Source organism: Arthrospiribacter ruber (assembly GCF_019343195.1).
Lineage (GTDB): Bacteria > Bacteroidota > Bacteroidia > Cytophagales > Cyclobacteriaceae > Arthrospiribacter > Arthrospiribacter ruber.
On the sequence record NZ_RPHB01000007.1, the window covers coordinates 47,934 to 73,448 of the forward strand.

The window sequence follows — 25,515 nt, forward strand, 5'->3', positions numbered from 1 at the left end:
AATTAAAAAAGTATCAATATTTAAATAGCCTGAAATCCATTGTTCTATTAAACAGTTCTGCCTTTTCTTGGTATTCATCTTTGAAGCTGTCAAACCTGATTAAATCCACTATTATTTCATTGTCTTCAACAATTTCTTTACCGTGTAACAGCTCCTTTAAATCAAGTACTGCTTTTGCTACATCAAAGTATTTTTCACTGAATAAATGTAATCTCAATACATATTCATTTTTTAATTCCTTACCTCCTTTATCCTGTTCACTATCTACCTGAAATACCTGATACAGGAGAACAGGTAAAGTATTTTTCTTACCGCTTAAAGGTTGAATATTATCACTGAAGATATTACTGATTTTCACATCTTCACTTAGTATTTTATATATGTGTTCTTCAATCATAACTTCTTCAGTTCAGTATCAATCTTAGTTTTAAATTTCCTTACTACCTGTTCTTTAGTAGCTTCATAAGCTTTTCCCAAAAATGGATTAGCCTGTACACCTTTCACCTTATCTACATAGATTTCACTGCCATTATTTAAGGTAAAATGCAGTTTACTTTTCCTGATAGGTTCCCTGTCCTTTGTACCAAGTTCAATTAAATGGTGTGCTGGACTTGCCACATTTACCACAAAAACAAAATTGCCTGTATGTTTACTAATCCTAGCTTTCTGTACTTTAACCTTTGATTTCATAAGTCCAGTGTCTACAGGTACATTCCTTCTAGCTTCACTTCTAACTACTCCTGCTCCTGCTCTTACACCTGCTCTAATCACCTTATCCTGTATCCTATCAGGAGTTTTTCTAAGCTTCTGTAACAGCTCCTTCATATCAATATCAACACTTACTTTCATTACCTATTGGATTTGGTTTGTGCTGTAATTTCTATGTAGTCATTAAAACCAATTGGCTTAACTCCTTTGATGTTATAAAAAATACCATCTTCATCTTCAAGAATAAAAGTAGAATCAATGTCAAAAAAGTAGGTTCTTATAATCACAATTGAAGATTCAATTAACTGTTTACCTTCATATTGTTCCCTATTCTGCCAAACCAATTTTGAACCGTAAAAAGAACCTTCCAATACAGGAGAATCTATAATCTGTCCTAAACTATCCTTAGTAGTTCCAGTACTGTAATATTTGAATATGTAGTTAAAAAATCCTGCATCCATCATTATAAAAATTTCACGTTTCTGTAAGGCTGTAATAACCTCTGTATTGTTTTGTCTAAATTGAAAACAGATTTTCCTAATACTATTGTACCTCTGAAATTGAATAAATCAGATAGCATTAATTTAGAAGCATGTTTGATAGGTTCAGGAATATCTTCAGCATTACTGAATCCTTTTTTATAAGTAATTACTATTGAATTATAATCTTCAGGAAGTTCAGTAAACTTTATATATTCATCACTGTTTACATAAGATATACCTTCTGTTATTTCAGTACCAGAAGAATCTTTAAACACTACCTGAATCACATTATAAACAGGACTGTTAGGAAAATATATTTCTTCATTTACATTAATCTTTGAATAGATATGCAAAGAATATTCAGTATCTACCAAATCTCTTTCAAGTTCATTTTCTATTGAAGTAGTCACTACATCTAAAAGAGTATGTATATAAAAATCCTGATTGTTATTCAGTATCCTTAAATGCTCTTTAGCAGATTCTAAACTTATAATTGGCTCTGTACTTCTTTTATTTAGTTTTGCTATCATTTGCAGTTTTTCTTTTTACCTGTTTAGGTTCTTTTTTCACTTCAGATATAAGTTCAATCTCATTGTATTTTGAAATATTTTCAATGTTTGATACTTCAACTACATCACCTTCAAAGTACCCTGAACCTTTGTTAGCTTTAATAATCTTTACAGTTTTCATATTTTTTATTAGTAATTAAAAATATATCATAATCAACTAAACATTCTAAATGGAACACTAGGATAAACATCTACTGTATTTTCAAATAAGCTAACATCTAATTCTTGCTTGCTTCTTATATTAACATGCTGTCCATCCTTATAAGTAATTTCACCGATAACATTACCTTCGCTATCTACTTCTACTGGATTAGGAATTAAACCTATCCAATCAATAATTAAATTTTCATCCTGATAATAATTATCAAGTTCTATTTCAATACCTAATTTTTGTAGGTCTTGAATAAATGCTTCTTTGCTAGTTGTTCTTAAATAGTAGTCCATAATTATAATGTTGTTAATTTTATCGCCTCCTCATCAGTTAACGCTCGCTTGAATAGGGTTGCTTTTTTAATTGATGATGTTAAGATTTGATTAATATTGTTAGTTTCTTGTTTACCTAAATACATATTATTACACGAAGGCACATTTCCTGAATCTTGATTAAAAACCAAAAAACCATTAACGTAAAATCTTATATCATTTTGTTTATATGTAATAACTATTTTATTCATGCCTTCTGGAATAGAAGCTCCTGTTCTATCAAATTGACTAACGCCATCTACCGTTACTATTGCTCTTGGGGTATTAGGTGAGTTGATTAAAATAATCACCCTGTTTTGGATAGTTCCGTCTGATATACCCATTACCCTTCTATTAGGTGCGGTAATATTAAAAAACTCCACAAATACACTCCCCTGTTCCTGTCCTATCAAATCAGCTATATTAGTTCTTGTATTAACATCAGCAGGTCTTGTTACTTGTGAACCTGATGTTGGTATGTATGAGGTTGGTGTAGAGCCTGCTTCGAGTTGTAATCCATATACTACAACTTTACCACCTGTAAAACCTGTCCCTACACCAAATCTAAAGCTTCTAGTTCCGTTTTCTCCTATATGATGTGTTGTCAACCATACTCTATATATATCCTCCTCTATATGTTGGTAATTTGAGAAATTGTTAACAGGTAAATCTGTAGTTGATGGTGAAAATGAAGATGCTAATGAAGCAAAAGTAATTCTGATACCTGTGGCATCAATATTTCTAACATAAAATGAAATAGTATAAAATGTGTTTTGAACTGCTGAAAAATTATAATTTAACCATCCATTTTCTGTCTTTAATTGTAATTCTGTTCCTATATTTCCAAATTTACCAAAAGGTGCATCTGTCCTAATTATGTCAGGAGCATCCAAAACATTAGTAAAACTGTCGAAACCCTTACTATTTGTTATTAAATTAACCCCACTCGGCTCAACCAATACACCCTTAAAATCCCCTGTCAAAGGGTCAAAATTAAATCTTGGTTGATTAGGTTGTGCTACCTGTAATATTCCGTTTCTATCGAAATAAGTACCTGTACCATTTCTTGATACATCAAAGTCTCCTGTACCGTCTTGGGGAAGAACTGAGTGTAGTTTGCTGTTTGAAAAAGAAGAAGGTGATAATACTAATGATGCTTCATTGAAAATATCATTATTATCTAAATCATTTTGTATAAATCTTAATTTTCTTACAACTTCGCCCGAATCATTGTTTATCCTGCTATTCAGGGCAATAATAGCAGGGTCAAAAAAATTTACTAAAAGTGATTGTGTATTATTATTTGATTCTATTGCTTCATCTCTTAATTCTTCTGTTTCACTTTTTAAATCATTAATTTGATTTAAACCACTTTGTAATTCAGTACTTAATTCATTTAATGAATCAGTTTTTTCATTCTGAATTTCAGTAATAGAAGTATTTTTTTCACTCTGTATTTGAGAAATAGAATTATTTGTTTCTGTTTCAATATTGTTAAAAATACTTTGAGCCTGATTAACAGAATCTTCAATATTATCTTTTAAATCATTTATCTGATTTATATTATCATTAGAAATTTCTTCAATTGATTGAATACCACTGTTAACAGTATTGTTAATTGAATCTATTTTTTCATTATAGTTATTTTCAAATTGGGTATTTAAATCAGTTACATTTTGTTCAGAAGTTTCAACATTATTTTTAATTAATTCTACTTCATTTTTTAAATTCAAAGTATCGTTCCTTGCTTCTATTGCTTTATTTTTTGCTATGATAGCTATTGAAGATGCTTCTTCTTTTACTGTTAAATTCAATAGTACTTTATTATCAATTACGTTTATTTTCATATTAATATATTTTAGTGGTATTATCGGTAATGCTTATTTCACCTTCAATAAGTACTTTTACATCTTCTCCATTTATTGCTTTAATATCAAAAAAAGTTTTTCTTGGAAAACCTTCAATTACGCTAGAAGGAATAAAGAAATTTAATTGGTTATCTTCTTCTAATGTTACTACAGGTGAGTAAATAACAGTACCTCTAAAACTATTTGTTACTCTTATTTCAGATTTGAAAGAATCATAAAAATTAAAGTCTAATTCCTCTGAATCTAATTCAATAATTATATTGATAGGTTCACTTCTTTTTTGGTTTATAATTAATCTATTGTTAACAACTTCCATTTTATTAGTAATTAAAAAAATATCAACATAAAAAAAGGAGTGATATTTAATACCACTCCTGATTAATCAAAAAATACTTATTAAGAAGCTCTTGCAATATCTTTAGCAACAGCCTTACCATTAAAGTACATATCTTTCAAATCCCAATAAGAACCTACATTCAGTACAGTTTGTCCTGCTCCTGCTTGTGTATATGGGTCTACCAAGATTTCAACAGCTCCCCAACCTGCAACAATTGAAGTACTGAAATCACCAAATGCCATAGCAGAAAGAACACCTGTAGAATCTCCTTTGGATAGATTAGAAGGCATTCTGTTAGTTAATACATAATCATAACCATCTAACTTATCACCATCAATAGCAAACTTATCAGAACCTGAAGCTTTAGCCAAAGTTTTCAAATCAGAATAAGTTCTGAAATTCAACAAGAACTTACATCTTTCAATATCTACTTCACTTTCACCAACCTTTTCAATAAATTCCTGAAGTTTGGCATACCACAAAGCACCACCATTAGCACCTACTACAACAGATTGTGTTTCATTGGAAGCTAACAAGTTTTCAATGTACTTTTCATCCAAAGACTTTTGGATAGATTTTTCTATTTCTCCCCTCAAATAAGCTTCTACAGAAGCACTTGATTGAATCATTAACTGATTAGATACATTCATTCTAGTAGCTAGTCTGTTAGGTCTTAAAGCTACCTGACCTATATCATGAGAAGTAGGAGTAACAGAAGCATTTTCAGCTTCCCAAGTAGAAGTAACAGCAGAACCTTTAGGAAGGTCTAAATTACCCTGCAACCCTATAAACCTTGTAGCCCCAACTTTATCAAGCAAAGAACCTTCAAACAAAGATTCTATAATTCCTCCTTTTTCAGTTGCTACCATGTTCCCACCTTTAGCACCTGAATCACCTGTAACACTGAAGTTTCTGTAATTAGTTGGAATGTAAACAGCTCCTGAATTAGTAGCTACACCTGCATTCCTTAATTCTTTTTCTCCTTCTGCTTGTGCTTCAGCAAATACACCATCTACTTTACCGCTTCTAACTGCATTGATATGGCCTATAATTGAATATTCACCACCTTTATTAGATTTGATAGCAGGAACTTCAGAAGCTTTTCTTGCTTCAAATGTTTCTACTCTTTCAGCTTGTTCAATACTTCTTTTCAATGCTTCTACTTGCTCAAACTTACCATCGAAATCAACTTGTTCAGTATCATTCAAACTTCTATTTTCAACTTTAGCAGTATCTAGGATTGATTGCATTTCTTCTTCAATCCCTGCTAACTTTTTTCTTAATTCAACAGATTTTTTCATATAAAAATATTTATTATTCTTTTTATCATTAATTAAAAAAGTATCAATAAAATTATTTCACTTTTAACAACTTCATTCTATACTCATTTAGATTATTAATTTCTTCTTGTTTCTCCCCTTCCTGTAACCCTTCTACAATACTTCTAATGGAAGAATCAGTATCCAAGTATGCAGGGTTAGTAACTGGACTTACATCATATATACCTTTGAATTTGGTAATACTTCTGTAATACTTACCATCCCTTTTTTCAAACTTATCCCCACCTTCAGCAATCTTAAAAGCAAATGAAGAATGTTGAATATTCTTTTTCTGTATATTCTTGTACAAGTCTGCTACATAAGAAATACTTTCATCAACTTCAAACCTGTATTTTAGTCCTACTTCATCTGCAATAAGTTCCAAGGTATCTACATTGACATTCTTTCTTGCCAATATATATTCTTGCTTGTGATTGAATAAAGCTACTACATCAGATAAATCTGCACCATCTAAACTACCTCTTTCAATGGTTTCATAGAATCCACCTAAATCTCTGGATAGTGTATTATACTTAAAAGCATATCCTTCTATATACTTTTTATCTTCTTCCTGAACAGCTCTAAATTCAGTATTATCAATAAGTCTTATTTCCTTCATTTTATTCTTCTTCTAATTCTTTTTCATTCATTTCAGCTTTACTATATGTTTCTCTAGCTTTACTATCCCAAAATCTATTTATAATATTCTTTGGAATAAGATTAGCTTGTATATAAGTATCACCATTAATTTCTTCTTTCATATCTTCCAACTCTCTAATTTCTTCTGGACTGATAGCACCCAAATAGAATAAAGCTTTATAAAATTCAGCTCTACTTTTAGAATCACCTCTTAAAATGGCATTCACACTAATCTTTATGTAATTGTCTTCCAGTATCTCCTGTTTGGTAAGAAGTTTTGTTTCAAACTCTTTTTCTATTTTGGTAACAATTGGAAGAAGGGTAGTCTGATAAAAAGTAATATTATCTGATTCAATTCCTGTAGCAGTGTTTCTTTCTGCTGTCAACATGAAAACAGGAATATTCAACATGTTAGCAATTTCTTCCCTTTCAAAAGTCCTGCTCTCTAAAAACTTTGTTTGTGTTGGGTCTAATGAAATCTGATTTAGCTTCATTCCATCCTCCAAGAACAGAATTCTTTTACCGCTTCTGTTTGCAAAGTTTGTAGCTAATTCTTCCCTTAACCTTTTTCTTTGAGTATCATTTAAAGCTTTATCATAGGTAATAGTACCTCTAACAGAAGAAGCTTCACCTGTATATACCTGATTAGTATAGTTAGTACTGTTGATATTTATTTCCAAGTTCTTTTTGAAGTTGGTAATAATATCTTCTCCTAAAAATCCTGAACCTACATTCTTAAAATGTATCAGCTCATCATTTCTAAAAACTTTATCTTTATCACCATCAAATTTAAAGTAAAGGACTGAATCAAAAAGAACTGCTTCCACTGTTGAATAATTGATAATATCCAAACTGATAATATTACCTCCTTCATCCCTTTTAATAAAAGCAAAACTATTGCCCTTAGTTAACATTATCAGAATCATAGTATTTATGAATTCATAAATATTCTGGAAACTGTTAGGTTTATGCTTTAGAAGGTAATATAATTCATGTTCCTTATCTACTGATTTATCTTTATACAGTCTTACAGGTAAAGAAGCAACCGTATTAGCTATTATATTAACACCTTTCCAAAAGGAAGCAATACCCAAAGCATTCTTTACAGTAGCAGAACCTTCTTCAAATGAATGTTCAATTGAAATCAATTCAGGTACATGAAGTTCTTTACCTATTCCAAAAAGCCTTTTTATATTCATATTTTCTAATAATTAAAAAGTAATCAATCCAAGTATTCTGTAATTTTCCTTTTCAATCTTTCATAAATCTTACCTCCTACAATTCCTACATCATGTAAATTTTCTGTTATGGAAATAATCTGTTGACCTAAAAAGACTGAATAAAAAATTGAAAATAACGGTAAAAATATAGCTGAATAAACACCTGCTAGTTTTAAAATACCCAACAGAATAACAGTACTAAGCATAGTAATTAAAAACCTAGGAAATTTTTTACTTACTAATTTCTTTTCAATATACTTTTTAGGTATTGGTAAATTATGTTTTGTATTGAAGCTTATTTTATAACTGAAATAAAGGCTTCTACCAACACCTGTAAGAAAGTCAAGTATATAAAGTACAATAAGAAAGTAAATACCTCCTACACTCACAAAAACCCACTCAAAAACAAAATTAATAGCAAGGATAACAGGAATAAAATACTTATGAAGTACTGTAGTTTCTACAAACCTGAACCAAGTTTTAATAAACTGTAAAAATGAATCAAACCCCCACATCTAAAAAAATAATTTAAAAATTTCCACCATCATAATCTTTTATCTGTAATTAAAAAATCATCAAATTTAAAAAGTAATAACAAGAATATTATTCAGTTATTTCTGTTAAAAAAAATGACTATCAAAAAGTTGGGATTTTTGGTGATTCTATTAAGGTTTATAATAGAAACCACGTAAATCCCATAAAAATGACAGTCATATTAAAATTGAATATTTGATAAAAACGTGGGAAGAATAACACCACATTACATTTTCTATCCACGTATTAAACACCAATTAAAATATATAAAAAGAATTGGGGTTTTAGATTAATTATGACAGTAAAATTTATACAAAAAAGAATCCGTTATCTGTATATGGTGAATCTTCTTCTTTATTTTCCAGTTCTTCCTGAACATCTAAGTAATATTGATAAGTAGCCATAATTAAAGCCTGAACTGCATCAATTTTTTCCTTACTTCTTTCTTTACTTGTTTTTACATTCCCTGCATCATCTTTAACAAGTCTTACATTTGATAAACACCATTTAAGTACAGGATTATTATTATGTGTTAAATCACCTTCTATTACTAAACTCTCTACTTTCTTGATTGCAGGAGACATAGATTTATAACCCTGTCCAAATGGGGTAAATTTTAAACCCAATTCACTTTCAATTTTAAAAACCAATTGGTCTGCACCCCATCTATCATAAGCAATATTCCTGATAATAAACTTACCTTTCAGCTCCTCTATTTTGTTATAAATAAAGTCATCATCTCTACTTCTTTTATCAGTCAGGTACAAGTGATTATTTTTATTCATACTCCAACCAATAAAAGCTTTACCTGCACTGATATTATCTTTTCTTTCAGCACTTTCTTTAGGAATAAAAGTATAAGTAAGAGTTCTTAACTTTCCATTAGGTAAAGGAAATACAAGTACAAAAGCATTCAAATCCCTATTATTGGCTAAATCAAGTCCTGCCCAACATTCCATACCTAACAGGTCTTCTTCATCATAATCAACTTTATTACCCATCCAATCAGAATTCTGTATCCAACTTTCTGAATTATCAACCCAAATATTTAAATGTAATTGCTTAAAGGTATTCAGGTAAGAAGGCATTGATTTAGCTTTATGTACCTGCTCTGTTATATAATCTTCTTTGATTGATTTACCGTAACTTGGATTAGCTTTTTTGATATTGTCAATACTGAAAAGCTTATCAAAATCTTCATAATCTTCAGCCTCATAGATTACAGGAAGAAATGTTTCATCTTCTATTACACCTTCTATAATCTTTTTACCATAATCATACAGTTCAAAACATGGTGAAGTCCTGTCATTACCTGCTGTAGTGATTGTAATTAACAATGGCTGTTCCCTTGCTCCCATTGATGTTTTAAATACATCATACAGTTCAGAATTCTTATGTACATGGTATTCATCCACTAAAGCAAATGATAGGTTAGCACCGTGTAAACCTCCTGCTTCACTACTTACCACTTTGAAAAAACTATTGCTTTTTTTATACTCAATACTGTTTCTGAATATTTCCAAATACTTTGACAGGTTTGGATTTTGCCTAATCATAGCAGACATAATATCAAAGCTAATCCTAGCCTGTTCTCTGTTACTTGCACCAAAATATCCTTCACCTCCTTTTTCACCATCTCCAAGAATCATATACAAGCTTATAGCACTTGACAGGGTTGTTTTACTGTTCTTTCTTGGTAGCATTAAAAAAGCTTCCCTGTACTTCCTAAGTTTATTATCCTTTCTTTTCCACCCAAAAAGATTACTTATAAATTCTTTTTCCCAATCCTGAAGTATATATGGTTTACCAGCTAATTTACCTTTTACATGAGTACAGAAAGATTCAATAAATCTAACAGCCCTATCTGCTGTATATTCATCAAAGTAATATTTGGTTTTATCTATCTTATTAAAATCAATAGTATGTTTCATTATTTTAGTTTAAAAAATCTTCAATCTTCACTTCATCCTGTTTAGGTTCTTCATCTTTTATTACACTTACTTTAGCTCTTTCAGAAGGAGACAAACCAAACTTTGCCATTAAAGAGGAGTAGTTTTTAAAAGCATTATTGGCAATATTAACCCAAGGACTTACCATAGAATAGGTACTGCCATTTTTATTGGTTCCTACTGTCATATACCCTTCAGATTTGATTTTATATTGTGCTTCTATGTATTTTCCATATTCAGAAGAAAGTACTTCCAAAGTATCCAAATCCATATCTGTTAATACTTTGTAATCAGTCAACATTTCAAAATACTTGCTATAAAAGGCTTTAGCATACTTATTTAGGTGTGCTGGAATTTTTAATGAGGATTTATTAACCTTATTAGGCTCAGGTTTATCTGTATTTACTCTATGCTTCCTTAGTGTACCTCTATTAGCTTTTATTTCATCAGGTAATGTATTCCTTCCCATAGTTTTTATTAATAATTAAAAAGTTACCAAAACCCACCACCTAGAAATTTTGGTTGTGTATAAGATTGACTCACCAAAGACGGTTAATCTTTTCTACCTCTAAATTTTTCAGACACCCCTATGGGTTGATTATCAATGGGTTATGATAAAAAATAATTTTAATCCCTTGCTATAACCTCTATTAACTACACCTCGCATGCTATAAAATCTTTCAGCTTCACCAATTGAATTAAACTCTTTAAATATATTACCTACTGCTACATAAAAAAATCCTACCACCTTTCAGCAGTAGGACTTTAAATCACTAAACCATTTTATCTCTATGCAATCCTTTCTTTAATCTCTTTCAATGCCTGATAATTATATTCAATAGCTGTTTTGTACCCAATCTTTAATCTATCAGCAATATACCTGTAATCATAACCTTTAAGTACCAAATAAAACACCCTCCATTTAGTTAGCTTCTTATTCTTGGAATAATAGTTCTCAAATACGTACCTTCTTATTTTGGAAGTAAGTTCCTTATAATCTTCTCTTTCATCAGTATAGGTAACTGTTACATTATATTGTGGAATATCTGTAGCTGTTAAAGTAAAAGTATCTTTATTGAACTGATTGTATAGAGTAGTTGAATAATTCCAGATAATTCCTTTAATGTAGTTCTTCAAACCTTCATCTAATTCATTATCTCCCATACCTTTTTCCAAAATAATATAAACTACTTCCTGTGCTACATCTTCTTTATCCTGTCTGTTTTTAAGTTTCTCAGATTCTTTGTAGATATAATTGATAATTTGATTATTCATTTTCACCTCCTTCCAATGCAGGTTGAACATCAATTATACTTTCTTTATAGGTTCTGTTATTAGCTTGCCATTCAATAATTTCCTCTACTGTTACCAAAACCCCATAGCTTCTACCACCATCACCACCACCAATAGCAATACTTGAAAGCTTACCATTCCCTTGTGTATTAACCTTGTGTTTAATCAGTTTCTTTAAATCTGAAGTCTTAATTATGATGAATATATTATTCTTCATCAAAGCATAAAATTCAGCTTGTGTAACACCTAAACCTGAAAATACATATTTAGGACTTCCATCAGGGTTATTACCCTTTCTTTTGAATACTTCTATGAAGAATCTGTTGTTTTTGTACTTGTCAAACTTTACTTCTAAGTGATTACCTTCCAGTAATTGTCCCAATAAGTTTTCAGCTTGCTTTCCTATTTCTAAATCATATTTAAAATTGTTGTTTGTTTTCATGTTTAAAAGTTTTAAAAAATTAATTATTTATTTACTCGTAAATGTGTGCTTATTTAAATCTTCTCTAATGTATCCCAAGGGTGATATATAAGAGGTGTAAATAAAGGTTTGAAATTGCTATCTACATGACAAAAAATATATTGCATATCTTCTCCACGTTTGTTAAAATCAAGTAAGTAACCAAATGAATGGACACCTTTGTAATCAGTAATTCTGATTATATCCCCTTTACAAAAATCTGAATCTACCATTCCCTTATTGTTTTGAAGTTTTTGAATAGTTTGAAAGAGTTGTTGGTAATATTCATTATATATATTCCAATGAATACATAAAGAAGGATAGCAGGTATAAATGTTATATTCTGAAGCAGAAGTAAACATAATGCTATTGAAGTGAAGTTTGAAATAACCTTTTCCTTAAGGCATGTAGTATCAAGTTTTAATAACTCATACTCTAATCTGTCAATTGTACTTTTTGCTTGTAAATTTTTCATGTGTGCTTTTGTTTTAATGTTAATCTCTTATAATAATATAATTAATATATCCAAAAATAAATAGCATAAATAAGAAAAAAAAATAAACTAATATAAAACAACTAAAAACACCTACTATATATAGCACTTATTTATTTACTGTATTTTGAATAAATTACATAAATCTGAAAAATCAATTATATAAAAGTAAATAGTCAATACTATCCTATATGTGTTACCTTAATAAGGAACACTTATATTATTCAATAAAGGTTATACATTACTGTGTTATTTTACTCTGTAGTATTTATTAAAAAATTAAATCTGCTGTCCAATACAACACATTATTTAAACCTTAAATAAGGCTCTCTAACAGCTTAAAATTCAAAAGAAGACTACTAACCCACAAAAGTAATCAGGGACTTAGATAAGGCTTTATTTAAGCTTAATTTCAAGCTTATTATACTTCTCTGATTTAAGAGGTTTTTTTCCTATTCTATTTAGGTATATTTTTGACTCTGTAAAAAAGCAATCTAAAAAAATTATGAAAATTATTCACCTAGATTATGAATAGATTATATTTAAAAATACAATTTGCAACTATCTGTATTTCAAAATGTTACTACTGAATTCTATTTTTCGTGTAAATTTACCGCAATATGCAGATTTATAAAACCCAAGCCCAGATTGCTGCCCCAAAGTATTGGCTTTTGTCCTTTTTAATCATGTTTTTGATCACTTTGGGTGTGATGGCGCTACTTCAGGGAATATCAGTATTTCTGATCCCCCCTCTTTACGACATCTCCCTGGACGAACTCACTGCCCTACTTACCAACCCTCAAGCATATGAAAAAGGCAGGCAGGCCTTCTTCCTTGTTCAGGGCATAGGTACAGGTTTTGCCTTTTTTGTAGCAGCCTTGCTGATAGCCAAGCTGGTAGATAAGGCAGATTTCGGAATGCAACATCAAATCCACCGGTATAAGTTCAATGGTTTACTGATCATGTTTTTTTTAATGTTTGGAGCCCTTCTTTTCAACAGTCTCCTGATAGAATGGAATATGGGAATCAGCCTGCCGGAATCCTTATCCGAAGTGGAACAATGGATGAGGGCCAAGGAAGATCAGATCATGGAAATGACCCGTTTTCTTACCGATTTCGAAACGACTGGGGAGTTTTTAGCGGGGATCGTCGTAATCGGGCTACTGGCAGGTCTAGGAGAGGAAGTGTTTTTCAGAGGAGTGCTTCAACCCAAAATCCAGATTTATACCGGAAATGCACATGTGGCAGTATGGCTTACAGCTTTTATTTTCTCTGCCATTCACCTTCAATTCTACGGATTTTTACCTAGACTTCTGTTGGGTGCGGTATTTGGTTACCTTTATTTATTCTCCGGCAGTTTGATTTATCCGGTTTTGGCACATATTTTAAACAATACGTTTACTGTTGTCTTGATATATTTAAACAAATTGGGAAAAATAGAATTCGACTTGGAAGAATCAGGCCAGATTCCTGTGCTATTTGCACTTGGAGGCCTTATCTTGATGATCCTGGCATTTGCTGTTTTCAAAGAATCACATAAAAACAACCTACCTGATGACGAGATGGCAAAAAGTATATGAGGACGGTTCTCCGGTGAGGGCTGAAATCGTCAAAGGCGTACTGGAAGAAAACGACATCCCGGCAGTAGTACTAAACAAAAAAGAATCGGTCTATCAGATCCATGGACAATACGAGGTCATGGTACCACAATCTGACGTTTTGATAGCCATAAACATTGTAAAGAATGAGATCACCTTTTAGAATGCGTGACCGCTTCAATATCAACAATTACAGCAACCTTGGCCAAAGGATCATCACAGCCATTATCGGAGCCACCGTGATCATAGCAGGCTCGATTTACAGTCCTTGGATTTACTTTGTGATCTTCGGTTTGATCTTGGGTTTTTCCCAAATGGAATTTTATAAGCTGTCAGGTCTTGACGGAATGTTGCCCCTGAAAAGTTTCGGCACCTTCCTTGGCCTTGTCATTTTCAGTTTGTCATTTTTCATTGAAATAGGACACCTGCCTGACAAATATTACTTCCTGATTTTCCCCCTAGCTTCTTTGATTTTCTTTATCAAGCTATACCGAAAGTCCGATAAAAAGCCTTTTACAGGTGTAGCCTTTACCTTTTTGGGGATTTTCTATGTGGCTGTGCCATTTGCCATGCTCAATGTAGCTGCTTTTGCAGTGGATGAAAGCTTTCACTACGAAATCATCATTGGCTCACTTTTCATCCTTTGGGCCTCGGATACCGGTGCCTATTTTGCAGGCACCAAATTTGGTAAAACTAAGCTGTTTGAGAGGGTTTCACCGAAAAAATCCTGGGAGGGGTTTCTCGGCGGAGCTGCATCTGCCTATTTGATTGGATATGTACTTTCGAGATATTTCAACTCTTTAGCAGAATGGCAGTGGCTTTGCATCGCGACAATAATAATTATTGCCGGCACATACGGAGACCTGATTGAGTCGTTGTTCAAGAGAAGTATTGCTATAAAAGACTCCGGAAAAATCCTTCCGGGTCATGGTGGATTTATGGACCGTTTTGACGGATTGCTATTATCAGCCCCATTTATCGCCACCTTTTTGAAAATCTTTTAAAAATGCCTTATCAGAATTAAAAATCTACTTAATATTGTATCACAATTGAACTATTCAACTAAATAAACCCAATATGGCTTACATTGAACCGGCTCCGATCAAAGACAAAGAAAATCCATTGGAGTCAATGATGGAAAGATTTAACCTGGCAGCTGAAAAACTTGGACTCTCTGACGAGGTCTACAATGTGCTGAAAAATCCCGCCAAACAAGTGATAGTATCCATTCCGGTGACCATGGACAGTGGCAAGATCCAAGTGTTTGAAGGTATCCGAGTGGTACATTCCAATATTCTGGGACCTGCTAAAGGCGGAATCCGCTTTGCCCCAGACGTACATTTGGATGAGGTAAAAGCTCTCGCGGCATGGATGACCTGGAAATGTGCTGTGGTGGACATTCCATACGGAGGAGGTAAAGGCGGTGTCCGCTGCAATCCAAGGGAAATGTCAGCAGGTGAGATCGAACGCTTAATGCGTGGATATACCAAAGCCATGTTGGATGTATTTGGACCTGACAAAGACATTCCTGCTCCGGACATGGGAACGGGACCAAGAGAAATGGCCTGGCTGATGGATGAGTATTCCAGGGCGAAAGGCACGACCATCAATGCTGTGGTGACAGGAAAGCCTCTTGTATTGGGAGGATCTCTGGGCAGAACCGAAGCTACCGGAAGGGGTGTAATGGTAACTGCATTGGCTGCCATGCAAAAGTTGAAAATTAATCCTTTCCAGGCAACCTGTGCCGTTCAGGGATTCGGAAATGTAGGATCCTGGGCAGCTCAGCTTTTGGAAGAAAGAGGACTGAAGATTGTAGCCATTTCGGATATCTCCGGTGCCTATCACAATGAAAATGGCATCAATATCCAAGAAGCTATCTCGTACAGAGATGGTAATAAAGGAACTTTGGAAGGGTTTGACGGAGCAGAGAAACTCTCTGACCCTATGGAGCTGTTGGAACTGGATGTAGATGTGCTTGTACCTGCAGCAGTAGAAGACGTGATCACAGTCAAAAATGTAGATAAAATCAAAGCAAAACTTATCGTAGAAGGTGCCAATGGGCCTACCTCTGCCAAAGCCGATGCCATTATCAATGAAAAAGGCATAATGGCCGTGCCGGATATCCTGGCCAATGCTGGTGGCGTGACCGTTTCATACTTCGAGTGGGTTCAAAACCGTCTCGGTTACAAGTGGACTGCCGAAAGGGTCAACAGAAGGTCAGACAGAATCCTAAAAGATGCTTTTGACCATGTCTATGAGGCTTCACAGAAGTACAGCGTCCCCATGAGGATCGCAGCATACATCGTTGCCATTGACAAAGTAGCCAAAACCTACACATTCAGGGGAGGCTTCTAAACCATCGATATTAATTCTTAGTATATTTGGGGTGTGGGAGCAATTGACTTTCACACCCTTTTAAATTTCTATACCATGACTATTCACAGAGAAGGAAGACAATTATTGTTCTGGCTATTGCTGATATTGACAGGCCTCAATTATGCCTTGTACCATTATTTCCCTGGCAAAGACACCATGCTCAACGTAGTGTTGCTGGCTTCAATTATCCTGTACCTGATCATTCTTCAGTTTTTCAGAAATCCCATCATCAAGCTCCCCAACCAAGAGGGTTTGGTTTTTGCACCGGCTGATGGAAAAGTGGTAGTCATAGAAGAGACAGAGGAGACGGAATACCTCAATGAAAAAAGAAAGCAGATTTCCATTTTTATGTCACCCATCAATGTCCATGTCAATAGATCACCTGTCGCAGGTATAGTGGAATACTTCAAGTATCACCCAGGAAAATACTTGGTCGCCTGGCATCCCAAATCAAGTTTTGAAAACGAAAGGACCACGATGGTGATCCAACAGCCCAATGGCACCAAAATACTGGTGAGACAAATAGCAGGTGCTTTGGCAAGAAGAATCAAGTGGTATGTAGATAAAGGTTCCCCATTGGTTCAGGGAGGTGAGTTCGGGTTTATTAAGTTTGGCTCAAGAGTAGACGTTTTTTTACCCCTGGACGCGGAGGTATTGGTCGACATTGACCAAAAGACCAAAGGTGGAAGAACCCCTATTGCTAAGCTAAGATAATACCCTTTAAAAGAATTAAACAGATCCGACCATAAATGCCATCAGGTTCTTACAGTCGGATCTTTTCTAAGCCCTTTTTTTCCAAAAGAGGTAACCTAAAGCCACCGTACTAAGAAAAAATAAAAAAGTGGTCCATTCATAGGTCCTTTTACCTGAAACTTTTTCCTGAATGTCCTGGTCTTTTTCCTGTAAGGCCCTTTTTAAAAGTCCTATTTCTCTTTCCTGCTTCTGGGAGATAAACTTATAATCGTTTTTCTCATAGGTGATTTCTGTTTTTTCGATTTCACTGAGCATCTTCAGCTCATCCATGATCTGATTGTCCTTTTGGATAATGCGCTCCATCCATTCATTGGTTTCAATCATGTCTTTTTTGGTACGGTTACCGAATATCCCGCTCTTTTTGCTTTCAGAAGCCCTCCATTCCCGGTGCATCTTTTCTCTATCTTCCAAAAGTCTCTCGAGCTTGGCTTGCGCAAAGCCGAAAACAGGAAGGGTAAGCAATAGCAATAAAATCAATCTCGCTTTCATTGTCTTGGCTGTTTTACCCTTCTTTTTATCCAAATAATATGCCGAAAAAGTAGAGGCTCACCTGAATTTCCTTTTCGTTTTTCTTTTAAAAGCTCCTTTGCGCCGTTTATTATTGGTATAAAAATTATAAAGGAAATTGATGGCAAATACTGTAATGGTGAGGGAAATGAACATTTCGGGAAGCATGAGTTTTACCCCGAGAAGAATTAGCAGTGCAGCGATCATCCCGCTTTTGAATGTGGAATGGCTTTCAGGATAAACCCCTCCTATCAGGTACAGGCTAAGACCTTCCAAAATCACCATCAGGATAATAAGGTAGGTCAACATGTCCCTGACTGTGGTGTCGTTGGACCATACGACCCAGGCAAGTCCGGCTACCACAATGATCAAGCTGGCAGACTGCACAGAAGTATTGATTTTTTCTCTCATGTTTAGGTTAGTTTGGAGCAAAATGTTGAATAAGATAGAAAAATTGAACGGAACGGCAAAAAAGGTCTCTTTTCAAAATAAAAAACCTCCGGCTCTTGAAACCGGAGGTGATTTTTTTAAAGTTTCCTCTTGATAAAATCTGTCATGAGAGAATAAAGGTGCCAGGTAGTATTTCCACCGCTGATCCCATGATCTCTGTTGGGATAGAACATGGTCTCAAACTGCTTGTCAGCCCTAATGAGGGCATCAGCCAGGTCCACAGCATTTTGGAAATGAACGTTGTCATCTCCTGTACCATGAACAAGTAAAAGCTCACCTTTCAGTTTGTTGACATGGGTGATGGGACTATTGTCATCATATCCCGCTGCATTCAGCTGCGGAGTCTGAAGGTAGCGTTCGGTATAAATGGTATCGTAATACCTCCATGTAGTAACCGGAGCCACTGATATGGCAGCTTTGAACACATCACTGCCAACCATCAGACCCAGAGAAGACATATACCCACCATAAGACCAGCCCCAGATTCCTATTCTTCCGGAATCCACATAAGGTAGGCTTGCGAGATACTTAGCTCCTGCTATCTGATCTTCAATTTCATACTTACCCAGATTGGCATAAGTCAAGTGCTTGAAATCCCTTCCCCGGGCTCCTGTGCCTCTGTTGTCAATTGAGACTACCAGATAGCCCTCCTGCACCAAGTGCTGATGCCAAAAGTCTCTCGCACCGCCCCAGGAATTGTTTACAGTCTGTGAACCGGGTCCGCCATATACATACATGAGTACCGGGTATTGCTTGCCTTCCTCAAAATCAGATGGCTTTAGCATATATCCATTTAGTACGGTGCCATCTACTGTTTCAAATTCAAAGAACTCCCTTTTGGCCAAAGCATAATTCCTCATCCTGTCCTTCAATGCCTGATTGTCCTCCAGAACTTTTATCTCTTTACCAGAAGCCTCATGCAAAGTGACTTTTAAAGGTGTTTCTGCATTGGTAAAATCCGCTATATAGTATTTCTTGTCCTTAGACATATTGATGCGGTAAGTTCCTTTGTTACCTGCCAGCAGCTTTTTGCCTTTGCCATCAAGGCCGATCACATAAAAATTTCTCTCCATGGGAGATTGCTCCGTAGAGATGAAATAGAGCCTTTTAGCTCTTTCATCCACTGCTACCAAATTGCTCACTTCCCAATTTCCCTTGGTGATCTGACGGATCAGGTTACCTTCATTGTCATGGTGATAAATGTGCTTAAACCCATCCTGCTCGGAAGTACGGATGAATCCTTTTCCATCTTCAAGAAACCTCAGGTCATCATTATAGTTGAGATCCACGTATGTTTCGGATTTTTCCTGAAGCACCAAGTTGCTTGCCCCGGTATTGGTATTGGCATAAAAAAGGTCAAGTTGATTTTGCAACCTGTTTAGTCTGATGTAAGCCAGCTTTTCTGAACTCCCTGTCCAATAAATCCTAGGGAGATAAATGTCTTTTTCATCTCCAGCATCCACGGATACTGTCTGACCGCTATCAAAATCATACACATGGATAGAGACTTCCGCATTTTTCTCTCCGGCTTTTGGGTATTTGAACTTATAATCTTCCGGATATAATTTGCCCCAAACCTGCATATTGAATTCTGGCACTTCCGTTTCATCAAAACGGATGAAAGCAATTTTCTTTCCATCAGGTGACCACTCAAAGGCCCTGGACATGCTAAATTCCTCTTCATAAACCCAATCCGCAGCTCCGTTGATGATTTTGTTGAATTCTCCATCTTCGGTAATTCTGGTCACTTGATTATCCGCCAGACTTACCGCATACAGGTCATTGTCTTTGACGAAAGCTACCTTATCATTCCCCGGTGAAAGCGTAGCATACATGATTTTTTCACCATCCATCAACTTTTGAACCTTACCGCTTTCCATATCCAGCACATGGTTTACTGCCTTGCTGGATCTCCTGTAGATTTTTTCTACTTCTGAGGATAATAGCGCCTTGCTTTCATCCTGATTGAAAGCATAGCTGCTGAAATTCAGGCCAAGCTTAGCCCCATCTATAAGCACTTCCTCTTCCTCCCCTGAGGCCACATTCACTTTCACGACCACTGGACCGGTGACACCACGTCGCAAGGAGCTGTAATATTTCCCATCACGCATCCAATTGATGCCATAGACTGCCTTTTGTGAAAAAACATCTGACTTGAAGACATCTTCCAGGGTCACATGCTTTTGTATTTGGGCGTAAGATTCCCCAAAGGTCAAAAGCAGGGCAAGCATGGCCACTGCCAATCTTAATTGTATCATACTATTGAGTTTAATTCTGTTAGGCGAAGATAAAGAAATTGATAAAAAGCCAAAGACCTAGTTTGACAGGTGGAGAAAAGGAAAAGAAAATAAAGCCGAAATTTTCGTTGAAAAAATTACTGCTGAACTCAAAAACCGCTAATTTTCGGATCAGATCCCAAAGATTATGAAGAAAAAAATAGCCCTAATCACCGGTGGTTATACTGGTGAGCACGTAGTATCTCTTAAAAGTGCTGCAGTCGTAGAAAAAACCATAGACACTAACCTATATGATGTCTTCAAAATCCTCATTTACCCCAATGACTGGCACTTCTTAAGTCCTGTAGGGGACAAAATCCCTGTTGACCTGAATGACTTTTCTATCTTGGTAAATGGTCAAAAAATCACTTTTGACGGAGTATTCAACATATTGCACGGATCCCCAGGTGAAGACGGAAAAATGGCCGGTTATTTCGATATGTTGGGGCTTCCTTACACCACCTGTGATGCTTTGACTTCTGCCATCACGATGAACAAGGGCTACACCAAATCCATAGTGAAAGATATCGATGAACTATATGTGGCACGTTCGCTACAACTCTTCAAAAACTCTGAAGAAAACAGGGAAAAAATTCTGAAAGACCTCCGCCTGCCCTTATTTATCAAACCCAACAGTGGTGGCAGTAGCATTGGGATGAGTAAGGTGAAAGATCCAAATGAACTTAAAGATGCCCTGGACAAAGCCTTCGCCGAAGACAAGCAAGTTTTGGTAGAGGAGTTTGTTTCAGGAAGGGAATTCAGCATCGGAGTCTACCATGCCAAAGGAAAGACAACAGTACTTCCTGCCACAGAGATTGTGAGCAGCAAGGAGTTTTTTGATTTTGAAGCCAAATACTCCCCCGGCGTCACTGAAGAAATCACCCCGGGCAGGATGAGCGAAGAAGAAGTGGCTCGGGTAAACCGGATCATTGAACAGGTATATATCCGTCTGAATTGCAAAGGTGCCGTGAGGATAGATTATTTTCTGGAGCATGAAACAGGCAAATTCTATTTTATAGAAATCAACACAGTCCCCGGCCAAACCGAAACAAGCTTGATTTCACAACAGGTCAGGGCCATTGGTATGGAAGTAAGGGACTTTTACAATGAGTTGATTGAGGAGATGTTTATTTAGAAAAATTCTCCTAATTGGGTACAGGGATACCCAAATTCATTCAATTAATGAGCTTTGAATAATAAAATTTTAGAAAAGGCTAATGCGGAGTGAACAACATAAAATTATCACCTTTATAATATAATTTTAACCCTATTGATGTCAGTTGATAACGGTAAACACGATTCATTCTATCAAAATAATGGGGATCAAAAGTCTCCAGGGCCTCGGTTCCGACTACAAAATTTTCAATTACAATTGCTCCTTGCTCAGAATCAGTCAGTGAATAAATTCCGAAAAAAATATTTGGACAAGTACGTCCCTCAATTTCTCCTTTTTCCAGAATCGACAACCTATAAACACAATTCTCAGTGGTGATAATTGGCAATTGCAAGCGGTTGTTCCCATCGTTACCATAACCTATTAATTCCCATTCTACTTCAGTTAATGATAAAAAGGTATAGGAAGGGTCTGTTTCCAGATCCTTGATCAATATTTCATCATCCGCAATCCCTTGACATGAAATAGCAGCCAAACAAATTAATAAAACCAGTGAAATCAGAAAAGGCTTCATAGAATTACTATAAAAGTAGAATAATTGGGAATTCGATTCAATTTAAAAAAAATCTTAGGTAAAACCAATTGTCACTTCTGAATTGACGCTCCTTCAAGAAAAATTCTACTAAAAAGTAATTCCAAAAAAAGGTCGACTTCTTCGAAATCGACCTCTTTCATCATTTTATTTCCTTGGCTCTTAAAGCCCAAAAGCTTTTTTCACCTTATCCACATAATCCAGTTTTTCCCAGGTAAATAGCTCTACATCAAATGTTAGGGATCTTCCGTCAGGTGTAGTGAAGGTTTTGGTGACTACTTCATTTTCCCTTCCCATGTGCCCATAGGCAGCTGTTTCTTCATAAATCGGATTTCTGAGTTTCAGCCTTTGTTCGATGGCAAATGGACGCATATCAAAAAGCTCTTCGATTTTTTTGGCGATCTCTCCATCATTCATGTTGACTTTGGAAGTACCATAAGTATTGACATAAATACCCATAGGCTTGGCTACGCCAATGGCGTAGGATACCTGCACCAAAACTTCATCTGCCACACCGGCTGCAACCATATTTTTGGCAATATGTCTTGTCGCATAAGCCGCAGATCGGTCTACTTTAGATGGATCTTTTCCGGAAAATGCCCCTCCACCATGTGCTCCTTTTCCTCCGTAAGTGTCCACGATGATTTTTCTGCCTGTCAATCCTGTATCCCCATGAGGTCCGCCGATGACAAACTTCCCGGTAGGATTGATGTGATAGGTAATTTGATCGGTAAACAATTTTTGAATCTCAGGCTTCAGTTGGGCTTTCACCCTAGGGATCAGGATACTGATGATGTCTTCTTTGATCTTGGCCAGCATAGTGGGCTCATCATCAAAGTCATCATGCTGCGTAGACACCACTATGGCATCAATACGCTGAGGTACGTTATCATCCGAATATTCTATGGTCACCTGAGCCTTGGAATCCGGTCTCAAGTATTTGATTTCACTATTTTCTCTCCTTAATGCTGCCAGCTCTTTCAATATCCTATGGGAAAGATCAAGTGCCAAAGGCATGAAGTTTTCCGTTTCTTTGGTAGCATACCCAAACATCATCCCCTGGTCTCCGGCACCTTGCTCCTCAGGATGACTTCTGTCCACTCCTTGGTTGATGTCGGGAGACTGCTCATGAATGGCAGACAATACTCCACAGGAATTACCGTCAAACATGTACTCCCCTTTGGTATATCCTATTCTGTTGATCACATTTCTGGCGATCTGCTGTACGTCCAGATAGGTTTCGGAATTTACTTCACCCGCCAAGATCACCTGCCCGGTAGTCACCAAGGTTTCACAAGCTACTTTGGAACGTGGATCAAATGCCAAAAAGTTATCGATCAGAGCATCTGAAATCTGATCGGCAATTTTATCAGGATGGCCTTCAGAGACAGACTCTGAAGTAAATAAGTATGGCATATATTAATTATTTAATTCGTTTTTTTAACAGGCCGTAAAATTAAGACTTCAAAGGGAAATAAAAAATCCGGCCAGCGTCATTGCCCCAGCTATTTTATGGCCGGAAAATTCCCGGATTCATTTCCTCCGCCAGCAATAATTGCCAGATTATCCTATTGATTTTTTGAATGGAATCCTTCTGCCTTCATGATGGCTTTGAAAAGCCGCCTCAATGATTTCCAAAACGGTAATGGCCTCATCTATGGTCACCCTCAGCGTATGCTTTTGGATGATGGCATCCGCCACATTTTGATAAAAAAGCCTGTAATCTCCTCTTTCGGTTTCAAAAGCCATTGAGGTGTGTTCCAAATGTAATTCTCCCCAGGCTTCGGCATTTTCCAAGCCCCAATTAGGTCCTTCTGGCATTTCCCCTGCTTTAAAAGCCTTTTCCTGAACATCCAGACCAAATTTGATATAGGACCCTTTTTCTCCCAAAAGCAAAAATCTCGGCAAAGGAGCTTTGACCAATACACTGGCTGTCAAACGGGCCTTTACATTGCCAAACATCAGGGAAATATCGAAGAAATCGTCCGCCACCGCGCCGGATCTTTGGCTTAGAATTTCGGCGTACACCCAATCCGGTTTCCCAAAAAGCATTACAGCCTGATCAATGAGGTGCGTTCCCAGGTCATAGGTTATCCCATTGCCAGGCACGTCCTTTTCCCTCCAATTGTCGGCCAAAGCTGGCCTAAACCTGTCAAAGTGGGATTCGAAATGAACTATTCTGCCCAGACTCTCTTCAGCAAGCAACCTTTGTATGGTCCTGATATCACCATCCCATCTCCTGTTTTGAAAAACTGAAAGAACAAGCCCCCTTTCCTCTGCAATTTTTTTCAATTCCCTTGCTTCCCGGGCATGTATGGTAACAGGCTTGTCTACCACTACATGCTTACCTGCTTCCAGTGCCATCTTGGCCTGAGGGAAGTGAAATTCATTGGGCGTCACTATCACAATAAGGTCCGCATCACCTGCCTCCAGCAAATCTTCCAGGCTTCGGTAAATGGTTATGTCTGGATATTTCTCCTTGGATTTCTCTTGATTTCGCTCCACTACCGCCACCAAATCAAGGTTTGGACAGACGGTGATCAATGGTGCATGCATCTTTTCTCCCACTGAGCCATAACCCACCAGGGCAGTTCTTATTTTTTGCATCTTATCAGAATTTTCAATGATGATGTCCTCCAGGACCATGAACATGGCCATGTTCTATTTCTTCGGGATCTGCATCCCGGATAGAAACAATTTCTCCCTTAAAAAGCAGGTCAAACCCGGCTAAAGGCGGATTGAAGTCCATGTGTACACCTTTATAGTCAATTTTCAATATTTCTCCACGGAATTGATTCCCCTGATCGTCCTGCATGGGAATTACATTCCCTACCTTGAGCATCTCTTTTTGTTTTTTGCCATCTTCTTTGAAATTTGACTTGGGAAGAATGACTTTTTTACTTTCATCATAATCTCCGTAGCCATTTTCAAAGTCTATGAAAACTTCAAAGGTATCTCCCACCTCCTTGTCTTCGAGGGCTTTTTCCAGTAGGGGAAAAACACTTCCCGCGCCAAAAAGGAAGAAAAACGGCTCTGACTTTTCGACTTTTTCAAAAAATTCCATTCCGGATTCCCCGTCATCCACATGCAGCTCATAGGCAAGCCCTATAACTTTATTTTTGGTAATCTTCATAGTAATGATTGTTGACTTTCTTTTTCAAAGAAAATAAAAACCTTTGGGAAAATGGATTTTTGACGGTGCAATTGATAAAAATAAAATAGGAATACCCGGATCTTTGCACGTTGAACTTTAAGAACCAAACCCTCTACTTTACTTCTAACTGTAAATTGAAACTTTGGAGGGTGGGAAGAATTTCGACCGGGCCAGCGCAGGCCTTGAGCGTGGATAGAGCCTGTCCCGATTTTTTTCGGGAATTCGAAATTCTTGATTTTTTGGCTACTTTTTCATCAAAGCCTGTCCCGAAAATCGGGAGAAAAAGTAGCTTTATAATCAACTTTTGATTAGAATTTAGCAAAAAGAACTGGTTCAAAACGATAATTGGCTACGTGCAATTA

31 protein-coding genes are annotated in these 25,515 nt (G+C 36.0%); 6 read left to right on the forward strand and 25 right to left on the reverse strand.

Annotation, left to right across the window (positions count from 1 at the left end; genetic code table 11):
* Positions 1 to 13: 13 nt before the first annotated feature.
* The 18 genes from gp17 to EGN73_RS14930 all read right to left on the reverse strand — a co-directional run bounded on the left by gp17 (position 14) and on the right by EGN73_RS14930 (position 12,315).
* On the reverse strand, positions 14 to 397 hold the full coding sequence (gene gp17, locus EGN73_RS14845; RefSeq protein ID WP_219291482.1) for a tail completion protein gp17: 384 nt from the start codon (positions 395 to 397) through the stop codon (positions 14 to 16).
* A complete protein-coding gene (locus EGN73_RS14850) occupies positions 394 to 849 on the reverse strand; it encodes an HK97-gp10 family putative phage morphogenesis protein (RefSeq protein ID WP_219291485.1) in 456 nt (151 codons plus the stop codon). The genes gp17 and EGN73_RS14850 overlap by 4 nt, the downstream gene beginning before the upstream one ends.
* A complete protein-coding gene (locus EGN73_RS14855; RefSeq protein WP_219291487.1) occupies positions 849 to 1,172 on the reverse strand; it encodes a hypothetical protein in 324 nt (107 codons plus the stop codon). The genes EGN73_RS14850 and EGN73_RS14855 overlap by 1 nt, the downstream gene beginning before the upstream one ends.
* Entirely contained in the window at positions 1,172 to 1,720 is a 549-nt protein-coding gene (locus tag EGN73_RS14860) for a head-tail connector protein (RefSeq protein ID WP_219291490.1), read from the reverse strand. The genes EGN73_RS14855 and EGN73_RS14860 overlap by 1 nt, the downstream gene beginning before the upstream one ends.
* Positions 1,701 to 1,880, reverse strand: a complete 180-nt coding sequence (locus tag EGN73_RS14865; protein WP_219291493.1) for a hypothetical protein — start codon at positions 1,878 to 1,880, stop codon at positions 1,701 to 1,703. Before EGN73_RS14865 ends, EGN73_RS14860 begins: the two co-directional genes overlap by 20 nt.
* A 32-nt stretch (positions 1,881 to 1,912) precedes the next feature.
* Positions 1,913 to 2,203: a hypothetical protein gene (locus EGN73_RS14870; RefSeq protein ID WP_219291496.1), complete on the reverse strand. Its 291-nt coding sequence runs from the start codon at positions 2,201 to 2,203 to the stop codon at positions 1,913 to 1,915.
* Positions 2,204 to 2,205: 2 nt separating this feature from the next.
* Positions 2,206 to 4,068 carry a phage head spike fiber domain-containing protein gene (locus EGN73_RS14875; protein ID WP_219291500.1) on the reverse strand — a complete coding sequence of 621 codons (1,863 nt, stop codon included), beginning with the start codon at positions 4,066 to 4,068 and terminating at the stop codon, positions 2,206 to 2,208.
* A 1-nt stretch (position 4,069) separates the two neighbouring features.
* A complete protein-coding gene (locus tag EGN73_RS14880; RefSeq protein ID WP_219291503.1) occupies positions 4,070 to 4,405 on the reverse strand; it encodes a hypothetical protein in 336 nt (111 codons plus the stop codon).
* 80 nt (positions 4,406 to 4,485) lie between these two features.
* Positions 4,486 to 5,727: a phage major capsid protein gene (locus EGN73_RS14885; RefSeq protein WP_219291506.1), complete on the reverse strand. Its 1,242-nt coding sequence runs from the start codon at positions 5,725 to 5,727 to the stop codon at positions 4,486 to 4,488.
* 52 nt (positions 5,728 to 5,779) lie between these two features.
* The gene (locus tag EGN73_RS14890) at positions 5,780 to 6,364 is read right to left on the reverse strand and encodes an HK97 family phage prohead protease (protein WP_219291509.1); all 585 of its coding nucleotides are present in this window, start codon (positions 6,362 to 6,364) and stop codon (positions 5,780 to 5,782) included.
* 1 nt (position 6,365) lies between these two features.
* Complete coding sequence (locus EGN73_RS14895; RefSeq protein WP_219291515.1) at positions 6,366 to 7,583, reverse strand: phage portal protein; 1,218 nt, start codon at positions 7,581 to 7,583, stop codon at positions 6,366 to 6,368.
* 23 nt (positions 7,584 to 7,606) lie between these two features.
* Positions 7,607 to 8,119, reverse strand: coding sequence for a phage holin family protein (locus EGN73_RS14900; RefSeq protein WP_219291516.1), 513 nt, complete (start codon positions 8,117 to 8,119; stop codon positions 7,607 to 7,609).
* A gap of 327 nt (positions 8,120 to 8,446) precedes the next feature.
* A complete protein-coding gene (locus EGN73_RS14905; RefSeq protein WP_219291517.1) occupies positions 8,447 to 10,069 on the reverse strand; it encodes a terminase large subunit in 1,623 nt (540 codons plus the stop codon).
* Between the two features lie 4 nt (positions 10,070 to 10,073).
* On the reverse strand, positions 10,074 to 10,556 hold the full coding sequence (locus EGN73_RS14910; RefSeq protein ID WP_219291520.1) for a phage terminase small subunit P27 family: 483 nt from the start codon (positions 10,554 to 10,556) through the stop codon (positions 10,074 to 10,076).
* A gap of 320 nt (positions 10,557 to 10,876) precedes the next feature.
* Positions 10,877 to 11,362, reverse strand: coding sequence for an RNA polymerase sigma factor (locus EGN73_RS14915; protein WP_219291522.1), 486 nt, complete (start codon positions 11,360 to 11,362; stop codon positions 10,877 to 10,879).
* Complete coding sequence (locus EGN73_RS14920) at positions 11,355 to 11,822, reverse strand: hypothetical protein (RefSeq protein WP_219291525.1); 468 nt, start codon at positions 11,820 to 11,822, stop codon at positions 11,355 to 11,357. The genes EGN73_RS14915 and EGN73_RS14920 overlap by 8 nt, the downstream gene beginning before the upstream one ends.
* 53 nt (positions 11,823 to 11,875) lie before the next feature.
* Positions 11,876 to 12,073: a hypothetical protein gene (locus EGN73_RS14925; RefSeq protein WP_219291526.1), complete on the reverse strand. Its 198-nt coding sequence runs from the start codon at positions 12,071 to 12,073 to the stop codon at positions 11,876 to 11,878.
* Complete coding sequence (locus EGN73_RS14930) at positions 12,067 to 12,315, reverse strand: hypothetical protein (RefSeq protein WP_219291529.1); 249 nt, start codon at positions 12,313 to 12,315, stop codon at positions 12,067 to 12,069. Before EGN73_RS14930 ends, EGN73_RS14925 begins: the two co-directional genes overlap by 7 nt.
* Before the next feature lie 638 nt (positions 12,316 to 12,953).
* Between EGN73_RS14930 and EGN73_RS14935 the strand changes: the two genes are divergently transcribed.
* From EGN73_RS14935 to EGN73_RS14955, 5 genes are all read left to right on the forward strand, one after another.
* The gene (locus EGN73_RS14935; protein WP_219291531.1) at positions 12,954 to 13,913 is read left to right on the forward strand and encodes a CPBP family intramembrane glutamic endopeptidase; all 960 of its coding nucleotides are present in this window, start codon (positions 12,954 to 12,956) and stop codon (positions 13,911 to 13,913) included.
* Positions 13,888 to 14,094: a putative signal transducing protein gene (locus tag EGN73_RS14940; protein WP_219291535.1), complete on the forward strand. Its 207-nt coding sequence runs from the start codon at positions 13,888 to 13,890 to the stop codon at positions 14,092 to 14,094. The genes EGN73_RS14935 and EGN73_RS14940 overlap by 26 nt, the downstream gene beginning before the upstream one ends.
* Entirely contained in the window at positions 14,078 to 14,935 is an 858-nt protein-coding gene (locus EGN73_RS14945) for a phosphatidate cytidylyltransferase (RefSeq protein WP_246611600.1), read from the forward strand. The genes EGN73_RS14940 and EGN73_RS14945 overlap by 17 nt, the downstream gene beginning before the upstream one ends.
* A gap of 73 nt (positions 14,936 to 15,008) precedes the next feature.
* Positions 15,009 to 16,286 (forward strand): Glu/Leu/Phe/Val family dehydrogenase, encoded by a 1,278-nt coding sequence (locus tag EGN73_RS14950; RefSeq protein WP_219291538.1) that lies wholly within the window; start codon positions 15,009 to 15,011, stop codon positions 16,284 to 16,286.
* A gap of 75 nt (positions 16,287 to 16,361) precedes the next feature.
* Positions 16,362 to 17,021, forward strand: coding sequence for a phosphatidylserine decarboxylase family protein (locus tag EGN73_RS14955; protein WP_219291541.1), 660 nt, complete (start codon positions 16,362 to 16,364; stop codon positions 17,019 to 17,021).
* Between the two features lie 66 nt (positions 17,022 to 17,087).
* Here EGN73_RS14955 and EGN73_RS14960 read toward each other — a convergent pair whose 3' ends face one another.
* From EGN73_RS14960 to EGN73_RS14970, 3 genes are all read right to left on the reverse strand, one after another.
* Complete coding sequence (locus EGN73_RS14960; protein ID WP_219291543.1) at positions 17,088 to 17,549, reverse strand: Clp protease ClpB; 462 nt, start codon at positions 17,547 to 17,549, stop codon at positions 17,088 to 17,090.
* Positions 17,550 to 17,606: 57 nt separating this feature from the next.
* A complete protein-coding gene (locus EGN73_RS14965) occupies positions 17,607 to 17,978 on the reverse strand; it encodes a hypothetical protein (RefSeq protein ID WP_219291545.1) in 372 nt (123 codons plus the stop codon).
* A 116-nt stretch (positions 17,979 to 18,094) separates the two neighbouring features.
* Positions 18,095 to 20,275 carry a S9 family peptidase gene (locus tag EGN73_RS14970; protein ID WP_219291547.1) on the reverse strand — a complete coding sequence of 727 codons (2,181 nt, stop codon included), beginning with the start codon at positions 20,273 to 20,275 and terminating at the stop codon, positions 18,095 to 18,097.
* 166 nt (positions 20,276 to 20,441) lie between these two features.
* Here EGN73_RS14970 and EGN73_RS14975 point away from each other — a divergent pair, with 166 nt between their 5' ends.
* Positions 20,442 to 21,428: a D-alanine--D-alanine ligase gene (locus tag EGN73_RS14975; RefSeq protein ID WP_219291549.1), complete on the forward strand. Its 987-nt coding sequence runs from the start codon at positions 20,442 to 20,444 to the stop codon at positions 21,426 to 21,428.
* Between the two features lie 79 nt (positions 21,429 to 21,507).
* On the opposite strand, the gene EGN73_RS14980 is transcribed toward EGN73_RS14975, so the two are convergent.
* The 4 genes from EGN73_RS14980 to EGN73_RS14995 all read right to left on the reverse strand — a co-directional run bounded on the left by EGN73_RS14980 (position 21,508) and on the right by EGN73_RS14995 (position 25,132).
* Complete coding sequence (locus tag EGN73_RS14980) at positions 21,508 to 21,981, reverse strand: META domain-containing protein (protein ID WP_219291550.1); 474 nt, start codon at positions 21,979 to 21,981, stop codon at positions 21,508 to 21,510.
* Positions 21,982 to 22,161: 180 nt separating this feature from the next.
* Positions 22,162 to 23,415, reverse strand: coding sequence for a methionine adenosyltransferase (gene metK / locus EGN73_RS14985; protein ID WP_219291553.1), 1,254 nt, complete (start codon positions 23,413 to 23,415; stop codon positions 22,162 to 22,164).
* 147 nt (positions 23,416 to 23,562) lie between these two features.
* Positions 23,563 to 24,606: an oxidoreductase gene (locus tag EGN73_RS14990; protein WP_219291556.1), complete on the reverse strand. Its 1,044-nt coding sequence runs from the start codon at positions 24,604 to 24,606 to the stop codon at positions 23,563 to 23,565.
* Positions 24,607 to 24,619: 13 nt separating this feature from the next.
* Positions 24,620 to 25,132 carry an FKBP-type peptidyl-prolyl cis-trans isomerase gene (locus EGN73_RS14995; protein ID WP_219291559.1) on the reverse strand — a complete coding sequence of 171 codons (513 nt, stop codon included), beginning with the start codon at positions 25,130 to 25,132 and terminating at the stop codon, positions 24,620 to 24,622.
* Between the last annotated feature and the right edge of the window lie 383 nt (positions 25,133 to 25,515).

What these genes read in the sequence shown, in the direction of transcription:
- gp17 (WP_219291482.1), bottom strand. Translation starts at nt 397, where the DNA reads ATGATTGAAGAACACATATATAAAATACTAAGTGAAGATGTGAAAATC.
- EGN73_RS14850 (WP_219291485.1), bottom strand. Translation starts at nt 849, where the DNA reads ATGAAAGTAAGTGTTGATATTGATATGAAGGAGCTGTTACAGAAGCTT.
- EGN73_RS14855 (WP_219291487.1), bottom strand. Translation starts at nt 1,172, where the DNA reads ATGATGGATGCAGGATTTTTTAACTACATATTCAAATATTACAGTACT.
- EGN73_RS14860 (WP_219291490.1), bottom strand. Translation starts at nt 1,720, where the DNA reads ATGATAGCAAAACTAAATAAAAGAAGTACAGAGCCAATTATAAGTTTA.
- EGN73_RS14865 (WP_219291493.1), bottom strand. Translation starts at nt 1,880, where the DNA reads ATGAAAACTGTAAAGATTATTAAAGCTAACAAAGGTTCAGGGTACTTT.
- EGN73_RS14870 (WP_219291496.1), bottom strand. Translation starts at nt 2,203, where the DNA reads ATGGACTACTATTTAAGAACAACTAGCAAAGAAGCATTTATTCAAGAC.
- EGN73_RS14875 (WP_219291500.1), bottom strand. Translation starts at nt 4,068, where the DNA reads ATGAAAATAAACGTAATTGATAATAAAGTACTATTGAATTTAACAGTA.
- EGN73_RS14880 (WP_219291503.1), bottom strand. Translation starts at nt 4,405, where the DNA reads ATGGAAGTTGTTAACAATAGATTAATTATAAACCAAAAAAGAAGTGAA.
- EGN73_RS14885 (WP_219291506.1), bottom strand. Translation starts at nt 5,727, where the DNA reads ATGAAAAAATCTGTTGAATTAAGAAAAAAGTTAGCAGGGATTGAAGAA.
- EGN73_RS14890 (WP_219291509.1), bottom strand. Translation starts at nt 6,364, where the DNA reads ATGAAGGAAATAAGACTTATTGATAATACTGAATTTAGAGCTGTTCAG.
- EGN73_RS14895 (WP_219291515.1), bottom strand. Translation starts at nt 7,583, where the DNA reads ATGAATATAAAAAGGCTTTTTGGAATAGGTAAAGAACTTCATGTACCT.
- EGN73_RS14900 (WP_219291516.1), bottom strand. Translation starts at nt 8,119, where the DNA reads ATGTGGGGGTTTGATTCATTTTTACAGTTTATTAAAACTTGGTTCAGG.
- EGN73_RS14905 (WP_219291517.1), bottom strand. Translation starts at nt 10,069, where the DNA reads ATGAAACATACTATTGATTTTAATAAGATAGATAAAACCAAATATTAC.
- EGN73_RS14910 (WP_219291520.1), bottom strand. Translation starts at nt 10,556, where the DNA reads ATGGGAAGGAATACATTACCTGATGAAATAAAAGCTAATAGAGGTACA.
- EGN73_RS14915 (WP_219291522.1), bottom strand. Translation starts at nt 11,362, where the DNA reads ATGAATAATCAAATTATCAATTATATCTACAAAGAATCTGAGAAACTT.
- EGN73_RS14920 (WP_219291525.1), bottom strand. Translation starts at nt 11,822, where the DNA reads ATGAAAACAAACAACAATTTTAAATATGATTTAGAAATAGGAAAGCAA.
- EGN73_RS14925 (WP_219291526.1), bottom strand. Translation starts at nt 12,073, where the DNA reads ATGGTAGATTCAGATTTTTGTAAAGGGGATATAATCAGAATTACTGAT.
- EGN73_RS14930 (WP_219291529.1), bottom strand. Translation starts at nt 12,315, where the DNA reads ATGAAAAATTTACAAGCAAAAAGTACAATTGACAGATTAGAGTATGAG.
- EGN73_RS14935 (WP_219291531.1), top strand. Translation starts at nt 12,954, where the DNA reads ATGCAGATTTATAAAACCCAAGCCCAGATTGCTGCCCCAAAGTATTGG.
- EGN73_RS14940 (WP_219291535.1), top strand. Translation starts at nt 13,888, where the DNA reads ATGACGAGATGGCAAAAAGTATATGAGGACGGTTCTCCGGTGAGGGCT.
- EGN73_RS14945 (WP_246611600.1), top strand. Translation starts at nt 14,078, where the DNA reads ATGAGATCACCTTTTAGAATGCGTGACCGCTTCAATATCAACAATTAC.
- EGN73_RS14950 (WP_219291538.1), top strand. Translation starts at nt 15,009, where the DNA reads ATGGCTTACATTGAACCGGCTCCGATCAAAGACAAAGAAAATCCATTG.
- EGN73_RS14955 (WP_219291541.1), top strand. Translation starts at nt 16,362, where the DNA reads ATGACTATTCACAGAGAAGGAAGACAATTATTGTTCTGGCTATTGCTG.
- EGN73_RS14960 (WP_219291543.1), bottom strand. Translation starts at nt 17,549, where the DNA reads ATGAAAGCGAGATTGATTTTATTGCTATTGCTTACCCTTCCTGTTTTC.
- EGN73_RS14965 (WP_219291545.1), bottom strand. Translation starts at nt 17,978, where the DNA reads ATGAGAGAAAAAATCAATACTTCTGTGCAGTCTGCCAGCTTGATCATT.
- EGN73_RS14970 (WP_219291547.1), bottom strand. Translation starts at nt 20,275, where the DNA reads ATGATACAATTAAGATTGGCAGTGGCCATGCTTGCCCTGCTTTTGACC.
- EGN73_RS14975 (WP_219291549.1), top strand. Translation starts at nt 20,442, where the DNA reads ATGAAGAAAAAAATAGCCCTAATCACCGGTGGTTATACTGGTGAGCAC.
- EGN73_RS14980 (WP_219291550.1), bottom strand. Translation starts at nt 21,981, where the DNA reads ATGAAGCCTTTTCTGATTTCACTGGTTTTATTAATTTGTTTGGCTGCT.
- metK (WP_219291553.1), bottom strand. Translation starts at nt 23,415, where the DNA reads ATGCCATACTTATTTACTTCAGAGTCTGTCTCTGAAGGCCATCCTGAT.
- EGN73_RS14990 (WP_219291556.1), bottom strand. Translation starts at nt 24,606, where the DNA reads ATGCAAAAAATAAGAACTGCCCTGGTGGGTTATGGCTCAGTGGGAGAA.
- EGN73_RS14995 (WP_219291559.1), bottom strand. Translation starts at nt 25,132, where the DNA reads ATGAAGATTACCAAAAATAAAGTTATAGGGCTTGCCTATGAGCTGCAT.